Genomic DNA, 12,964 nt, shown 5'->3' on the forward strand with positions numbered 1-12,964 from the left:
CTTTTACAATGATTTATTATAAAGCACTAATATCTATTGTGCAAAGCTTATTATTTTATTTAAATGAGTCTGCATCCTAAAGATACAGACTCAAAGGTAAAACATAAATAGAAAAAATTATGGTAAGTTAAAAATATTCTTAATTAAGTTATTGTTAAAAAAGCAAAAATAATGTATTAATGGCTTTGAATATTAATAAAAATAGACACTAAGAGTTATATAAACTTTTAGTGCCTATCCTTTATTATAAATTATTTCAATGGAACTTCAAAAGAATATGGATCAAGTTTAAGTTCGTAATTTTGTGAGGTACCTTCTAATATAATTTTTACATTTTCGCCATTTACATCCATAGGTTCAAAATTCAGTACTCCTTCTTCTTTCACTCCAGGAAGAATTTCAGTTTTTATATCAGGTAACTTCTGTTCATAGTTATCTTTTAACTTAAGTTGTTTACTACCTTGAACTGCATTAGAATTATACTTATAAAAGTTAAACCTTTCTTTTGAATTGTTAGTAATACTTAAATATACTCTAGTGTTCTCTTTTGAAAATTCAACTTTGCTAATTTTCATTACATACCCCTGTTGATCTATTTCCTTGTTTAAATCAACTGTTTTAATAGCTGGATCAAATGCTGTTGTATAATCAGTCTTTTCAATTTTAGAAGCCTTGATAACAGGAGCTGTTATTGTTGCTCCAAAAGCATTTTTTCCTTCATATTTTTTTTCAACGACACCTACAACATGTATAATATTATCTCTTTTAACATCTAATTTAGCATCATTAATTGCTATTATTATATTATTACTAGAATCTTTAGGATTTAGCCATGCTTGAAGATATGTACCTTCGCCATCTTTCTCAGGCTCTCCAAATACCCTTGCGTAAAAGTCAACTGTTTTGCCCTTAAACTTATCAGGATTTGAATACATCTGCTGAAATTCCTCTTTTGATAGAGGCTTACTTGATTCTGAGTTCTTATTATTGCTGGTACTCTGGGCAGTATTGCCACACGCAGTAAGACTTAATAATAATATTAACCCTAAAATAGTACTTATAAATTTTTTCATTTAAAATTCCCCCTATAATACTAATATTAATTATTATTCTACATTTTTGAAGAAATTCCTTTATTTTTATCATTTCATATCATTAATTACATCTACTGGTTTATAATTTTTGGTGCATCTGGGCGCCTGTCTAGCAATAGATTATCCAAAATAAAACGCTATCACTAGAGAAAACACTATTACTTTCTCAACAATGGCTAAGTAGCAAAATACTATAATAAATAATAGATATCCTTGAATCTATGCTTTTGCTTCTTTCGTCTTCTTTATAATATCATCTCTTTCTTCTCATGCAGCTCTTAGTCGTTCTACTGTTGTATCTATACTTAATTTTTATAAGACCTCATATTTATCTTTTATCTGTACACTATAAAGAATGGAGGTGATACTATGACTGATAAATTAAATAATAAAGACAAAGCTTCAATCGCTGACTTCGCTAGTGCATTTGTTTCTAACCCTAAAATTGTTGAAAACCCAGCTGACTATGTAAATTATGATGAAGTTCATTTAACACCACTTAACGATTTGCTTAATGATAATAATCAAATCAACCATAAAAAATAACACTTACTTTTTAGCTACTACATTGGGACATATAGCCTCTTATTTATATAAATTCTGCCATTCCTCGATGGCGGTTTGGACATAAGGGGAGGAGAGACCTCCTTTGTCTCTCCTCCTTTCTTAGACTTCTTGACTACTTTCTTTTTTACTTTCCAAAAGCTTGTGATAGGAATTAAGAACTTCGTCAAGGTTTTGACTGGCTTGTACTACTTTTTGATCCACTAAGCCTGTCCGCTCATCAATTAAGTCGCACATAGTTTTTCTCATTTCGTCAATTTTAATTATCAATTCTTCAACTTTATCCACAATATCCCTCCTTTCTACTTTAAGCGTAGCATTAGAAGGAACTTATGTAATAATATTACGTATTTTATAATTTATTGGTATATACATTTTTTACTTCTATTTAGTTTTAATAATAATTTTCTAAAAAAATAAGCACCAGTATTTCACCAGCGCCTCTGTCAAATATATATTTGATAAATTATTTAAGTCTACACTCTTAATCAAAAGAATGTAGACTTTCTATTTATTCATTATTTATTATTTTAAACCTTGTTCGTAAGCTTCTACCATTTTTTTAACCATATTTCCACCTACTGATCCAGCTTCTCTTGAAGTAAGATCTCCATTATAGCCTTCTTTTAAGTTTACTCCTACCTCTCTTGCTGACTCCATCTTAAATTGATCTAACCCTTGCTTAGCTTGTGGAACTAGTACTCTATTATTTCTATTTGCCATAATCTTGTTCCTCCTTTTTTAAAATTTGTACTATGCTTTGTATTTACAGTTTGTACAGTTTAAACTTAATTATTCTATAAAGTTTAAAGCAAAAACTCCATATAATGTAAAATATAGCTATATATAAATGTTATTCTATATAATTAAACACATATTGTATAAGCTTTTTGAAAACTTTCACATTATGTGTTTAACTTAGTTCTATGTGGTTATAATCTAATATATATCCCCATTATTATACTTCCTTTATAAAATTCTACAGCTGGTATTTATATTACCAGCTTAGATTGTTTATAAACCCCATACTTTTTTGAAATATGGGGTTTATCTTTATTTAAAATATCCGCAACGTTTCTTTATTCGAAATGATCTGTCCGCAATGTAATTACTTAAATCTTTTTTCCCTTTTTTCTTTTCTTGTTGATATTTAAGTGCAAGCAATTTAAACTGTTCTACATTTAAACGAACTTCCAATATTATCACCTCAAATTTAGTGTATCATTTCTATTTCTATTTTGTGTTATGAAATTGTAAATTTTTATTATATTCTAAATTTTTTCACCAATACACTTTCTATTCATACAAATAGCAATATTTATAGCATAAGACTATTGATTCTAAAATATATCTATATAAAACACATTTTTACACAATTAATAAAATTATAATGAAGGGTGGTATTATGAATTTAAAAGAGGTTTTAGAATCTATTAATGATGTTAACTTAAGAATAGAAAATGAGTACAATAAATGGAATGAAACGGATGACCTACACCTTATAGAGGAATGTATATGGTCTATAAAAAGTCTAGAAATTCGACGTAATAATTTATATATTAAAGCCAAAACATTAAATTTTTCAAACGAAGAAGTAATGTAAAATTTCTTTGAATTGCTACATAATACTAATACATTTAAAATAAGCATCGACTTTGTGTCAGTGCTTATTTTAAATGTATATCATCTTCGTAAGCTTATAGATATAAAACATTAGCCCTCCTTTAACTTAGAAGCGCTTACCATAAACTCTTCATTTGTTTTTATATTTTTAACCCTTACTTCGTTGCTCTCCTTACTGATACTCTCTATCCAAACTGGATTTCCATTATAAGTTACATCAATTACACCTCGTGATTCAAAAATTTCAACAATCTTTTCTATATCCATGATTAGTTCTCCTTTTCAAATAATTCTACTATTTATTTTGTCCATTAAGATTTAAATTAATGTGGCTCAAACTCTATACAATAATATGGAATTATTTTAGATACTTACACTCATATTAAATTAAACTTATACAAATAAAAAGAGAGAACCTATTTAAAGATTCTCTCCTGTAATTTCTAGTAGTTTCCTTGTTGGTGCATTGCTTCAGCAACTTTTACGAATCCTGCAATGTTAGCTCCAGCAACTAGGTTATATCCAAAACCATAGTCTTCTGATGCTTTCTTACAGTTGTTGTAGATGTTAACCATTATTTGGTGTAATTTTGCATCTACTTCTTCTGCAGTCCAAGCTAATCTCATGCTGTTTTGTGACATTTCAAGAGCTGAAGTAGCAACTCCACCAGCGTTAGCAGCCTTTGAAGGTCCTACTATTACGCCGTTCTTTTGGAAGTATTCAACAGCTTCGTTTGTACAAGGCATATTAGCAGCTTCACAAACAAATTTAACTCCGTTTTCAACTATTTTCTTAGCTTCTTCTATTTTAATGTCATTTTGAATTGCACATGGTATTACGATATCAACTTTAACTCCAAATGGTTTTTCTCCTGGGAAGAATTGAACACCATATTTATCAGCATAATCTTTAATTCTTGCACCTTTGTTTATTGTTAACATTTCTACCATGTAATCTATCTTTTCTCCTGTTACTCCTTCTGGATCATAGATATATCCGTCTGGTCCTGATAGAGTTACAACTTTACCGCCTAATTGGCTAACTTTTTGACATACTCCCCATGCAACATTACCGAAGCCTGATACAGCAACTGTTTTGCCTTTCAAGTCTGTTCCTTCATGCTTAAGCATTTCTTGGCAATAGTAAGATACGCCGAATCCAGTAGCTTCTGGTCTTATTAAGCTTCCGCCATAAGTTAAGCCTTTACCAGTAAGAACTCCATTTTCAAAAGCTCCTCTGATTCTTCTATATTGTCCATAAAGGTAACCTATTTCTCTTCCGCCAACTCCGATATCTCCAGCTGGAACGTCAACGTCTGGTCCTATATGTCTATAAAGTTCAGTCATAAAGCTTTGACAGAATCTCATTATTTCAGCATCTGACTTTCCTCTTGGGTCGAAGTCTGAACCACCTTTACCTCCACCTATTGGAAGGCCAGTTAATGAGTTCTTTAATATTTGCTCAAATCCTAAGAATTTGATTATTCCTATGTAAACTGATGGATGGAATCTAAGTCCTCCCTTGTAAGGTCCTATAGCTCCGTTGAATTGTACTCTGAATCCACGGTTAACTTGTACGTTTCCGTTGTCGTCTGTCCATGGAACTTTAAACATGATTTGTCTTTCTGGTTCACAGAATCTTTCTAAAAGGTTTTCATCCATGTACTCAGGATGTTTTTCAAGTACTGGTCCTAAAGAACCTAAAACTTCTTCAACTGTTTGTAGAAATTCTGGTTCGCTGCCGTTTCTTTTCTTAACGTTTTCAATAACTCCATTGATATAAGCTGATACTCTTTCTTTTGTCATTATAAAAACCCTCCCCATGATTATGTATATTATTCATCACTATTTATTGCGTGATGCATCTTACAATATTATATATTCTCCAATATTTCTTTTTTTCCTCCTTATTTTTTAAAAAAATTTGATTATTTTAAAAATTTTTTAAATAGAAAATGAAGGAGAAATTATAAAACTTCTCCTTTTAAAATTTAATCACTTTCTTTAAATGAATACACTTGGTATTCTTCCCAAATGCCTTCCAAATCTGTAAATGTAGAGGATATCTTTTCTTTTTCCCTTAAACCAACAGCTATTATTAATGCATTTATTACACTTAAAGGTGCAACTAATGAATCAACAAATGAAGCCATATTGCTTTGAGCTATTAATGTATAATCTGCTCTAGCTGCTAATGGTGACAGTAAACTGTCAGTGATAGCAACAACTTTTGCACCTCTACTTTGAGCAAACGCTAATGATTCAATAGTTCTTGCTGCATAACGTGGAAACCCTATACCAATAACCAAATCATCTCCAGTTACATTAATCATCTGTTCAAATATATCACTTATTCCATATCCAACTACTTTAACATTGTCTGAAATTAATCCCAAATAAAAACCTAAAAATTCAGAAAGTGCAGTTGAACTTCTAAGACCAATAATATATATCTTCTTAGCAGTAAATATGCTATTTACAACATCCTCAAAAGTTTTATGATTTATCTTTTCAAGAGTTGCTCTTATATTTTCCATATCGGATTTAAGAACACCTTTTAATGCACTTTCTTCACTGACAAAATCATTAGATAGTTCAATTCTCTGAACAGTGGTAAGTTTATTTTTTATTAACTCTTGTAGAGCCTTCTGCAATTTAGGATATCCTGTAAATCCTAGTTCATTTGCAAATCTAACTACAGTAGATTCACTTACACCAACACTTACACCAAGCTTCGCTGCTGTCATAAATGCTGCTTTATCATAATGCTTTAAAATGTATTCAGCAATTAGCTTTTGTCCCTTACTAAGTCTAGGAAATTTAATTTGTATCGTTCTCATTAGATCTTGTTTATTTCCATCATCCATGTCTTTCAGTCCTTTCTTTCCAATCCCCTTTTTTTGCAATAATTATGAAATATTTATTTCATTTTAACATTTATTGAACTATTTTTCAATATACCTTTCAATTGTTAATCACTTTTCTTTATAAATGTTTATTATATGTTTATCATCTCTTTCAGTTATCCCAAATACAAGGTCCTGTTCACTAAGATTTTTATTTAAAAAATCAACTACTTTATACATTTCATCATAATATGTGAATTCTTTTGCTGCTATTAATTCTAATTTATCTTTCATAATTTATTTTTATCAAATTTGTTAATTTGATAAAAATTTTCACCTCCAGTTACTTTTTTTCTATTATTATCAAAATTGGGGGATTATTATCTCTATTTGCAAAGGAATGAATCATAACTCCATATTTATTTTTCGGAAGTTTTTCAACATAGTTTATAACCACTTCTTCTTCTTTCTTTCCTTCCTCATGTCCTCTATAAAGGGCTATGCTTACAATCGCTCCTTTATCTATTATATTTAAAGCATCCTCTAGGCTTTTTAAGGTAGATTCCCACCTGGTTGTTACATTCTTATCGCCTCCAGGTAAAAAACCTAAATTATACATTATACAATCAACTTTTTCATTTATGTATTTAGAAAAATTCTCGTGTGAATCATTAATTAGATAAACATTATCTATGTTTTTTTCTGCATACTTATCAACTGCAGATTTCTGTATATCAAAAGCATAAATTTTAGCGAAGTTTTCACTTAAAAAATCACTGTCATATCCATTGCCTAATGTAGCATCTACTGCTATGCTAAAATTAATACAAAAGTTCTTTACTATATAATGTGATAGCTTACTTACGTCTGTAACGTATCTGTACATAAATTCCGCTCCTTACAGCTATTTCTATATTATTTTATTATGTTATTATTGTTAAATCAACAACTTTCCTTCATTGTTTACATATTATTGCTTATGTAAATCGTTTCCAAGACTCGTTTTATCCAATGAATGCCTGCTCTAATACTCCCATCTGATTCAAGTTTCACTTTATAGCTTCCTTAAATAGTTTAATTCGTCATCATTTAGGAATCTCCATTCGCCTTTAGGTAAATCCCCTAACTTAATATCTCCTATCTGTACTCTCTTTAGTTCTAATACAGGATGTTTTATTGCTTCACACATCTTTCTAATCTGTCTATTTTTGCCTTCATGTATCATTATTTTCACTTCTGAACAATCACTGTTACTTTTTAGAACTTTAAATGAAGCTTTTGCTGTAATGTATCCATCTATGTTTATTCCATTTTTGAATCTTTCTATCTCTTCTTTTGTTGGTAACCCCTTAATAATTGCTATATAAATCTTATTTTTTTCCTCTCTCGGATGTATTATTTTATTATAAATATCTCCATCATTTGTTAAAAGTATTAACCCAGATGTATCATAATCTAATCTTCCTATAGGGTACACTCTTTCTTTAATTTTTATTAAATCAATTACAGTCTTTCTCCCTTTTTCATCCTTAACTGTAGAAACATACCCTTCAGGCTTGTTTAATGCTACATAAACCTTTTTTTCTTCAGGCTTTATTAATTTATTATCAACAGTAACCTTGTCATTATCTGCATCAATTTTATATCCTAGTTCGTTAACAACCTTGTTATTCACCTTAACTTTTCCTAGTAAAATAATTTCTTCGCATTTTCTTCTTGATGCTACTCCGCATCTAGCCATATATTTCTGCAATCTTTCTTCCATGGTTATCACCTTTCCTAGCTGCATGTATAATTTTACTACTATATTAATTTATAATTAAATTAATATACATGCAAGTAAAAAATTTACAATTTATTTAATCTAAAACTAAGAAAGCATAAGCTGACTTATATATCATCAAGTTGCCTATGCTTTCTTACTATAAATATCTTGTTATTTTACAGCTTTACTATCAATTTGACTTTTTATTTCTTCTGCTGTTAAGCCATCTGCTATTATTTGAGGAGTCTTAGTCATAGTGTCTTCATATCCCATAACATTTACACTTCCACCAGTTATAACAACTGCATCAAATTGATCATAAAAACTTGAGTTTTCTGTACTGTTCATCTCAAATTCCTTTACACTGTATCCTTCATTTGATAAGTATTGCTCAAGATCCTTTAATCCTTTTTCAACTGCAACTTTTTTCACATTCAACACCTCCATCATTATTTTTCACAAAAATAATAAAACTAATTCATTATTTTCATTAAAAGATATTAACGAGGTATGTTATAGGTTTCTATTAATCTCATTAAAACCATTGATAAACCAATGCTGAATTGATTTGTAAATTGATTTATATTCCGCTTCATCTTTAGAATAGATCTTTAGTTTTTTATATCTAGTTATATTCATTGAAAGATGATTAATGGAATAGGAAACAATATTATCTATAGATATATTAGGCTTAACTATAATATCACCCTCCATGCAATCACTATTCTTTGAAAAGCTGATTAGCTTTCTGCAATTAAAAGGTCTTACATCATATATTGAACAACTATTGTCCTCTGATAAAAAAATACATGGTAAATGTTTAGCACCATATTTATTAATCAAATCAATTTTATTACTAGCTTCAAGTATCTCATTATATTCTGGTATTTGATTTATAGTTTCTTTTATTTTATCATTTAAGGACATAATTTGCTTTTCATTAAAGTTTTTTAATATATATTCTCTTATGAGTTCCGCCTCAATAGCAGTACAGTCCATATATATATGACAGCAGCCACTACACCCTTTTTTACATGATGCATATTTAGTAAAATAACTTGTACCATTTTCAGCATTTCTATACAAGTGTTTCAAATATTCCTTTCCTTTACTAACACTTAATTCTTTATCCAAAATATCTTTTAATAAAAAATTAGAAATCTCCTCATAAAGATCGTTGATTTCAGTGGAATTAAAAGTTATATTTCTTCCTTCATAATTTTTACCTAAAGTTTTGTAATCAAAATTTTTATCTAAGCAGCATTCTTTATATTTTAAGCCGCTGCCACAAATACACTGTTCATTAGGCTGAAGCTTTATTTTTTTCTCTATACTATATAAATTTTCTTTCATATGTCACCTCATATGTCAAATACTTTTATCAAATAGTATTAACACTTTTAAATTTTCATTATATATTATATCAATCATGTTGAACAATTTAAATATGTAACTTACTTACAGAACTAATAAAAAAATAATAGACAAATTTTCATATTTAGATGTATACTTATATGAAAACTTGTCTATTGAGTATAGTTTATTCTTCTTCATCTAATTTTTTTCTCGTTTCAGCAATTTTTTCTTCTGTTAAGTTAGTCTTTTTCATTACTTCTCCCATACACATATCTTTTGCAAAAAGTTCTTCAGCGTATTCTTTGGTATGTTCATATTTATGTTTTTTATCAATACTATTCATGCCATATACACTCCTCTCAAAATATATTTTCCCAAATATTAGGCTCAATATTCTTTTTCCTAAAATATATATTAAATTTTAACTTTAATACAGATTTTACTTTATCTCTCTTTAAATTTTTATTATTCGAGTGTATAATTACAGATTGTGTAATCATATAAAATGCGAGGTGATAAATTTGTCCTTATTAGAATTTGTTAATGTTTATTTTTCAAATGAAGATAACTTTATTATAAAAAATTTATCTTTTAAAATTGAAGCTGGAGATTTTATTTCCATAGTTGGTCCATCTGGAAGTGGAAAGAGCTCACTTTTAAAGTTGTGCAGTCATTTACATAAACCAAGCAGTGGCAAAATACTTTATAAAAGTATAGACATGCTAGACTATAATCCAATTGAAATTAGAAAAAATATATGCTATTGTTTTCAAACTCCATATCTATTTGGAGAAAACGTATTAGAAAACTTAGTTTTCCCTTATAAAATTAGAAATAAAACAGCAGATATGAATAGAGTAAAGTATCTTTTAAATATTTTTAATATGTCTACAGACTATTTAGAAAAGGATATAACAAACTTATCTGGTGGTGAAAAACAAAGGATATCTTTGATAAGATCTTTGATATTTAAACCTGAAGCTTTACTTTTAGACGAGGTAACTTCTGCTCTGGATGTAGATAATACAAAAATAGTAGAAAATATTATAAATAATTTAAATAAGGAGGGTGTAACTATTCTATGGATTACTCACAATCCTGAACAAAGTAGAAAGTATGCAAATAAGATTTTAACTATAGAAAATGGCTCTCTGAAGTCTCTGGAGGTGCTGAGATAATTATGAGTAACACAATGAATATATCCTCTCTCCTTATATCATCATCCTTAATTATTATATCACTTGTTTTTTCACGATATCAAAAACTAAATCTAGAGAAAGAAACTATTATAGGTGTGGTTAGAGCTATAGTTCAACTCTCTATTATAGGTTATATTCTAAACTTCATTTTTGGACTTAAAAATCCTATATTCACAAGCTTATTGCTGCTATTTATGATACTAAGCGCATCACATAATGCATCTAATAGAGCCAAAGGAATAAAACATGGAATTCTAGTATCCTTTTGTGCAATATCCAGCGGTACCATAACTACTATGTTGGTTCTAATAGTATCTAAAGCAATCAAATATGAGCCTTATGAAATAATACCTATAGGTGGAATGGTTATTAGCAATGCAATGGTAGCCATTGGCCTCTGTTACAGACAGTTAACTTCAAATTTCAAAAATAGAAGAGCTGAAATTGAGACAAAGCTAGCTTTGGGAGCAGATATATTACCTTCTTCTATTGATATAATACGGGATTCTATAAAAACAGGAATGCTTCCTACTATCGATTCAATGAAAACTTTAGGAATTGTTTCTTTACCTGGAACAATGACAGGTTTAATTTTAGCTGGTACCTCCCCACTACAAGCTATAAGATTTCAGATAATGGTTACCTTTATGCTGTTGTCAACTACCTCAATAGCAGCCTTTGTTGCCTGCTATTTATCTTATAGATGCTTTTTTAACGAAAGAAAACAATTAATATAAAATACAAGCCTGAAATAACTTAATTTGTTATTTCAGGCTTGTATATATGTTAAAGAGTTATATTTATTATTCGACTTCTTGGATACTTATCTGTCTAACGTGTTTAGTATGACTCCATTCTTTATTGTCTTTATCCATTATTCCCTGTATTGTTATTGGAATCCAGGTTAATGTATATATACCATATAAAAGGTATCTAAAGAACATTAAGAAATTATGTTTTCCGAGAATCATATAAGTAATCAACAAAAATGCTACAGTGTATGCTACATGCACAAATAATATAATTATAAAATCTTGAGTATCTAAAAAGTTTATCAAACGAGTATATACAAAAACATTTAATGAGTATACTGATAATATCGCAAATAATGATTTTGATAATTTTTTATCTTTAACCATTATGAACGGAGTAAGTAAAAATTGAAATACACAAAATACTTTCCAAACATTATCCAATCCGTAATTACTCATCATTTGATTTATAGTAAATATATTTAATCCAGATGTACTATTTTGCGCAAAAGTTAATATTGTAGCTGCAGCCAGTAATAATACTACAAATGGTTGAACAACATATAATGCACAATCAAAAGCTACAAAGTCTTTTTCTTTTACAGCCTTCTTTATTAATTTAAAGAAAAACCTTGATGCAACATCAGCAAACCCTTGCATCCATCTTTTTCTTTGATTCCATGATTGTTTTAATGTAAGTGGTTTTTCATCGTATATTATAGCATCATGTGCCCAGCCAACCTTATGTCCATTCAAAATCAACTTACAGCTAAACTCTAAATCCTCTGTAAGACAAGTAGCACCCCATCCTAATTCCTTTAGGGTTGCTGTATCCATACAAAATCCTGTTCCACCTATTTGATTTGATAATCCTACATTAGCTCTAGCTAATTGGAATAACCTGTTAGCACTCCAAAATGCTATAGAATATGACTCAGTAATCCATGAATCATGTGGATTCTTACTATCTATATAGCCTTGTACAACCTTATAGCCTTGAAGCAGCTTATAGTTCATTTCTCTTAAAAAGTTTTTTGAAACAAGGTTGTCAGCATCAAAAATAGCTATGGCATCATATTTTTTATCCATTTTAAATATTTTATCAAACGTCCACTCCAAAGCATATCCTTTACCTCTTTTATCAGTAACATTTCTTTCAAAAACATTAACATTATGTTTTCTAGCTATGCTAGCAGTGTTATCGTTACAGTTATCTGCTATAACAAAAATATCATACATTTCTTTAGGATAGTCAATCTCCAATAAGCTCTCTACAATCTTACCAATAACCATTTCTTCATTATGGGCCGCCACTAAAAGCGCAAATCTTTTTTGTGGTTCACAACTTTCTACACCTTTATCTTCTTTTTTATAGAGCCCAAATAACGAAAGTAGCAAATAATACATTGTAATTACAAAGGTAGCTATCTGAAAAATAACTATTGAATTATAAATAAAGTCTTTCATTACAAAAATCCTTTCTATATTTATTATGCCTTTTCATCAAGTCATAAACATAAAATACCGTATATCATAATACCACAAATTTCTCCTACAAACTTATATGTTTGAATTTTCTGATTATTAATTTTTACTTAATTTATTTTAAATTATATAATATTTCATTATAGTTAGCCTTATTACTATTATTAAAAACTATAGTTGTAAATATACCATTATGATATAATTTACCTAAGAATTATACAATTATTTTTAATTGATTTCTTATATATTAATTTAACCAAATATTCATAATATATAATTAT

General features: G+C 28.9%; 18 protein-coding genes. 4 read left to right on the forward strand and 14 right to left on the reverse strand.

Going from position 1 to position 12,964, the window contains the following annotated elements; translation table 11 throughout:
- Positions 1 to 251 precede the first annotated feature (251 nt).
- A complete protein-coding gene (locus RCG18_RS27885; RefSeq protein ID WP_308039227.1) occupies positions 252 to 1,073 on the reverse strand; it encodes a DUF4352 domain-containing protein in 822 nt (273 codons plus the stop codon).
- Between the two features lie 390 nt (positions 1,074 to 1,463).
- On the opposite strand from RCG18_RS27885, the gene RCG18_RS27890 reads away from it, so the two are divergent.
- On the forward strand, positions 1,464 to 1,640 hold the full coding sequence (locus RCG18_RS27890; RefSeq protein WP_308039228.1) for a hypothetical protein: 177 nt from the start codon (positions 1,464 to 1,466) through the stop codon (positions 1,638 to 1,640).
- Between the two features lie 120 nt (positions 1,641 to 1,760).
- Here the strand turns inward: RCG18_RS27890 and RCG18_RS27895 are convergent, their stop codons facing one another.
- The 3 genes from RCG18_RS27895 to RCG18_RS27905 all read right to left on the reverse strand — a co-directional run bounded on the left by RCG18_RS27895 (position 1,761) and on the right by RCG18_RS27905 (position 2,855).
- On the reverse strand, positions 1,761 to 1,946 hold the full coding sequence (locus RCG18_RS27895) for an aspartyl-phosphate phosphatase Spo0E family protein (protein WP_308039229.1): 186 nt from the start codon (positions 1,944 to 1,946) through the stop codon (positions 1,761 to 1,763).
- Positions 1,947 to 2,183: 237 nt separating this feature from the next.
- Entirely contained in the window at positions 2,184 to 2,381 is a 198-nt protein-coding gene (locus tag RCG18_RS27900; protein ID WP_178909723.1) for an alpha/beta-type small acid-soluble spore protein, read from the reverse strand.
- A 330-nt stretch (positions 2,382 to 2,711) separates the two neighbouring features.
- On the reverse strand, positions 2,712 to 2,855 hold the full coding sequence (locus RCG18_RS27905) for a hypothetical protein (RefSeq protein WP_308039230.1): 144 nt from the start codon (positions 2,853 to 2,855) through the stop codon (positions 2,712 to 2,714).
- Between the two features lie 193 nt (positions 2,856 to 3,048).
- Here RCG18_RS27905 and RCG18_RS27910 point away from each other — a divergent pair, with 193 nt between their 5' ends.
- Entirely contained in the window at positions 3,049 to 3,261 is a 213-nt protein-coding gene (locus tag RCG18_RS27910) for a hypothetical protein (RefSeq protein WP_308039232.1), read from the forward strand.
- Positions 3,262 to 3,371: 110 nt separating this feature from the next.
- On the opposite strand, the gene RCG18_RS27915 is transcribed toward RCG18_RS27910, so the two are convergent.
- From RCG18_RS27915 to RCG18_RS27955, 9 genes are all read right to left on the reverse strand, one after another.
- Positions 3,372 to 3,548, reverse strand: coding sequence for an H-type small acid-soluble spore protein (locus RCG18_RS27915; RefSeq protein WP_308039233.1), 177 nt, complete (start codon positions 3,546 to 3,548; stop codon positions 3,372 to 3,374).
- 176 nt (positions 3,549 to 3,724) lie between these two features.
- Complete coding sequence (gene gdhA / locus RCG18_RS27920) at positions 3,725 to 5,086, reverse strand: NADP-specific glutamate dehydrogenase (RefSeq protein ID WP_308039234.1); 1,362 nt, start codon at positions 5,084 to 5,086, stop codon at positions 3,725 to 3,727.
- A 185-nt stretch (positions 5,087 to 5,271) separates the two neighbouring features.
- Complete coding sequence (locus tag RCG18_RS27925) at positions 5,272 to 6,147, reverse strand: MurR/RpiR family transcriptional regulator (RefSeq protein ID WP_308039235.1); 876 nt, start codon at positions 6,145 to 6,147, stop codon at positions 5,272 to 5,274.
- 108 nt (positions 6,148 to 6,255) lie between these two features.
- The gene (locus RCG18_RS27930) at positions 6,256 to 6,420 is read right to left on the reverse strand and encodes a YpmA family protein (RefSeq protein WP_308039236.1); all 165 of its coding nucleotides are present in this window, start codon (positions 6,418 to 6,420) and stop codon (positions 6,256 to 6,258) included.
- 49 nt (positions 6,421 to 6,469) lie between these two features.
- Entirely contained in the window at positions 6,470 to 7,012 is a 543-nt protein-coding gene (locus tag RCG18_RS27935; RefSeq protein ID WP_308039237.1) for a class I SAM-dependent methyltransferase, read from the reverse strand.
- Positions 7,013 to 7,180: 168 nt separating this feature from the next.
- The gene (locus tag RCG18_RS27940; protein WP_308039238.1) at positions 7,181 to 7,891 is read right to left on the reverse strand and encodes a pseudouridine synthase; all 711 of its coding nucleotides are present in this window, start codon (positions 7,889 to 7,891) and stop codon (positions 7,181 to 7,183) included.
- 171 nt (positions 7,892 to 8,062) lie between these two features.
- Complete coding sequence (locus RCG18_RS27945; RefSeq protein ID WP_308039239.1) at positions 8,063 to 8,323, reverse strand: YkuS family protein; 261 nt, start codon at positions 8,321 to 8,323, stop codon at positions 8,063 to 8,065.
- Between the two features lie 81 nt (positions 8,324 to 8,404).
- On the reverse strand, positions 8,405 to 9,244 hold the full coding sequence (locus RCG18_RS27950) for an SEC-C domain-containing protein (protein WP_308039240.1): 840 nt from the start codon (positions 9,242 to 9,244) through the stop codon (positions 8,405 to 8,407).
- Positions 9,245 to 9,431: 187 nt separating this feature from the next.
- Positions 9,432 to 9,590, reverse strand: a complete 159-nt coding sequence (locus RCG18_RS27955) for a hypothetical protein (RefSeq protein ID WP_308039241.1) — start codon at positions 9,588 to 9,590, stop codon at positions 9,432 to 9,434.
- 178 nt (positions 9,591 to 9,768) lie between these two features.
- On the opposite strand from RCG18_RS27955, the gene RCG18_RS27960 reads away from it, so the two are divergent.
- Both RCG18_RS27960 and fetB read left to right on the forward strand, forming a co-directional pair.
- The gene (locus RCG18_RS27960) at positions 9,769 to 10,425 is read left to right on the forward strand and encodes an ATP-binding cassette domain-containing protein (protein WP_308039242.1); all 657 of its coding nucleotides are present in this window, start codon (positions 9,769 to 9,771) and stop codon (positions 10,423 to 10,425) included.
- 2 nt (positions 10,426 to 10,427) lie between these two features.
- Positions 10,428 to 11,183, forward strand: coding sequence for an iron export ABC transporter permease subunit FetB (gene fetB, locus RCG18_RS27965; RefSeq protein WP_308039243.1), 756 nt, complete (start codon positions 10,428 to 10,430; stop codon positions 11,181 to 11,183).
- A gap of 66 nt (positions 11,184 to 11,249) precedes the next feature.
- On the opposite strand, the gene RCG18_RS27970 is transcribed toward fetB, so the two are convergent.
- A complete protein-coding gene (locus RCG18_RS27970; RefSeq protein WP_308039244.1) occupies positions 11,250 to 12,665 on the reverse strand; it encodes a glycosyltransferase family 2 protein in 1,416 nt (471 codons plus the stop codon).
- Positions 12,666 to 12,964: the final 299 nt, after the last annotated feature.

Source organism: Clostridium sp. OS1-26 (assembly GCF_030915445.1).
Classification (GTDB): domain Bacteria; phylum Bacillota; class Clostridia; order Clostridiales; family Clostridiaceae; genus Clostridium_AM.

Excerpts from the sequence above, each read along its gene's own strand:
- RCG18_RS27940 (WP_308039238.1), bottom strand. The coding sequence starts at position 7,891 with ATGGAAGAAAGATTGCAGAAATATATGGCTAGATGCGGAGTAGCATCA.
- RCG18_RS27935 (WP_308039237.1), bottom strand. The coding sequence starts at position 7,012 with ATGTACAGATACGTTACAGACGTAAGTAAGCTATCACATTATATAGTA.
- RCG18_RS27915 (WP_308039233.1), bottom strand. The coding sequence starts at position 3,548 with ATGGATATAGAAAAGATTGTTGAAATTTTTGAATCACGAGGTGTAATT.
- RCG18_RS27890 (WP_308039228.1), top strand. The coding sequence starts at position 1,464 with ATGACTGATAAATTAAATAATAAAGACAAAGCTTCAATCGCTGACTTC.
- RCG18_RS27970 (WP_308039244.1), bottom strand. The coding sequence starts at position 12,665 with ATGAAAGACTTTATTTATAATTCAATAGTTATTTTTCAGATAGCTACC.
- RCG18_RS27925 (WP_308039235.1), bottom strand. The coding sequence starts at position 6,147 with ATGGATGATGGAAATAAACAAGATCTAATGAGAACGATACAAATTAAA.
- RCG18_RS27885 (WP_308039227.1), bottom strand. The coding sequence starts at position 1,073 with ATGAAAAAATTTATAAGTACTATTTTAGGGTTAATATTATTATTAAGT.
- RCG18_RS27910 (WP_308039232.1), top strand. The coding sequence starts at position 3,049 with ATGAAGGGTGGTATTATGAATTTAAAAGAGGTTTTAGAATCTATTAAT.
- RCG18_RS27930 (WP_308039236.1), bottom strand. The coding sequence starts at position 6,420 with ATGAAAGATAAATTAGAATTAATAGCAGCAAAAGAATTCACATATTAT.
- fetB (WP_308039243.1), top strand. The coding sequence starts at position 10,428 with ATGAGTAACACAATGAATATATCCTCTCTCCTTATATCATCATCCTTA.
- RCG18_RS27900 (WP_178909723.1), bottom strand. The coding sequence starts at position 2,381 with ATGGCAAATAGAAATAATAGAGTACTAGTTCCACAAGCTAAGCAAGGG.
- RCG18_RS27955 (WP_308039241.1), bottom strand. The coding sequence starts at position 9,590 with ATGAATAGTATTGATAAAAAACATAAATATGAACATACCAAAGAATAC.
- RCG18_RS27950 (WP_308039240.1), bottom strand. The coding sequence starts at position 9,244 with ATGAAAGAAAATTTATATAGTATAGAGAAAAAAATAAAGCTTCAGCCT.
- gdhA (WP_308039234.1), bottom strand. The coding sequence starts at position 5,086 with ATGACAAAAGAAAGAGTATCAGCTTATATCAATGGAGTTATTGAAAAC.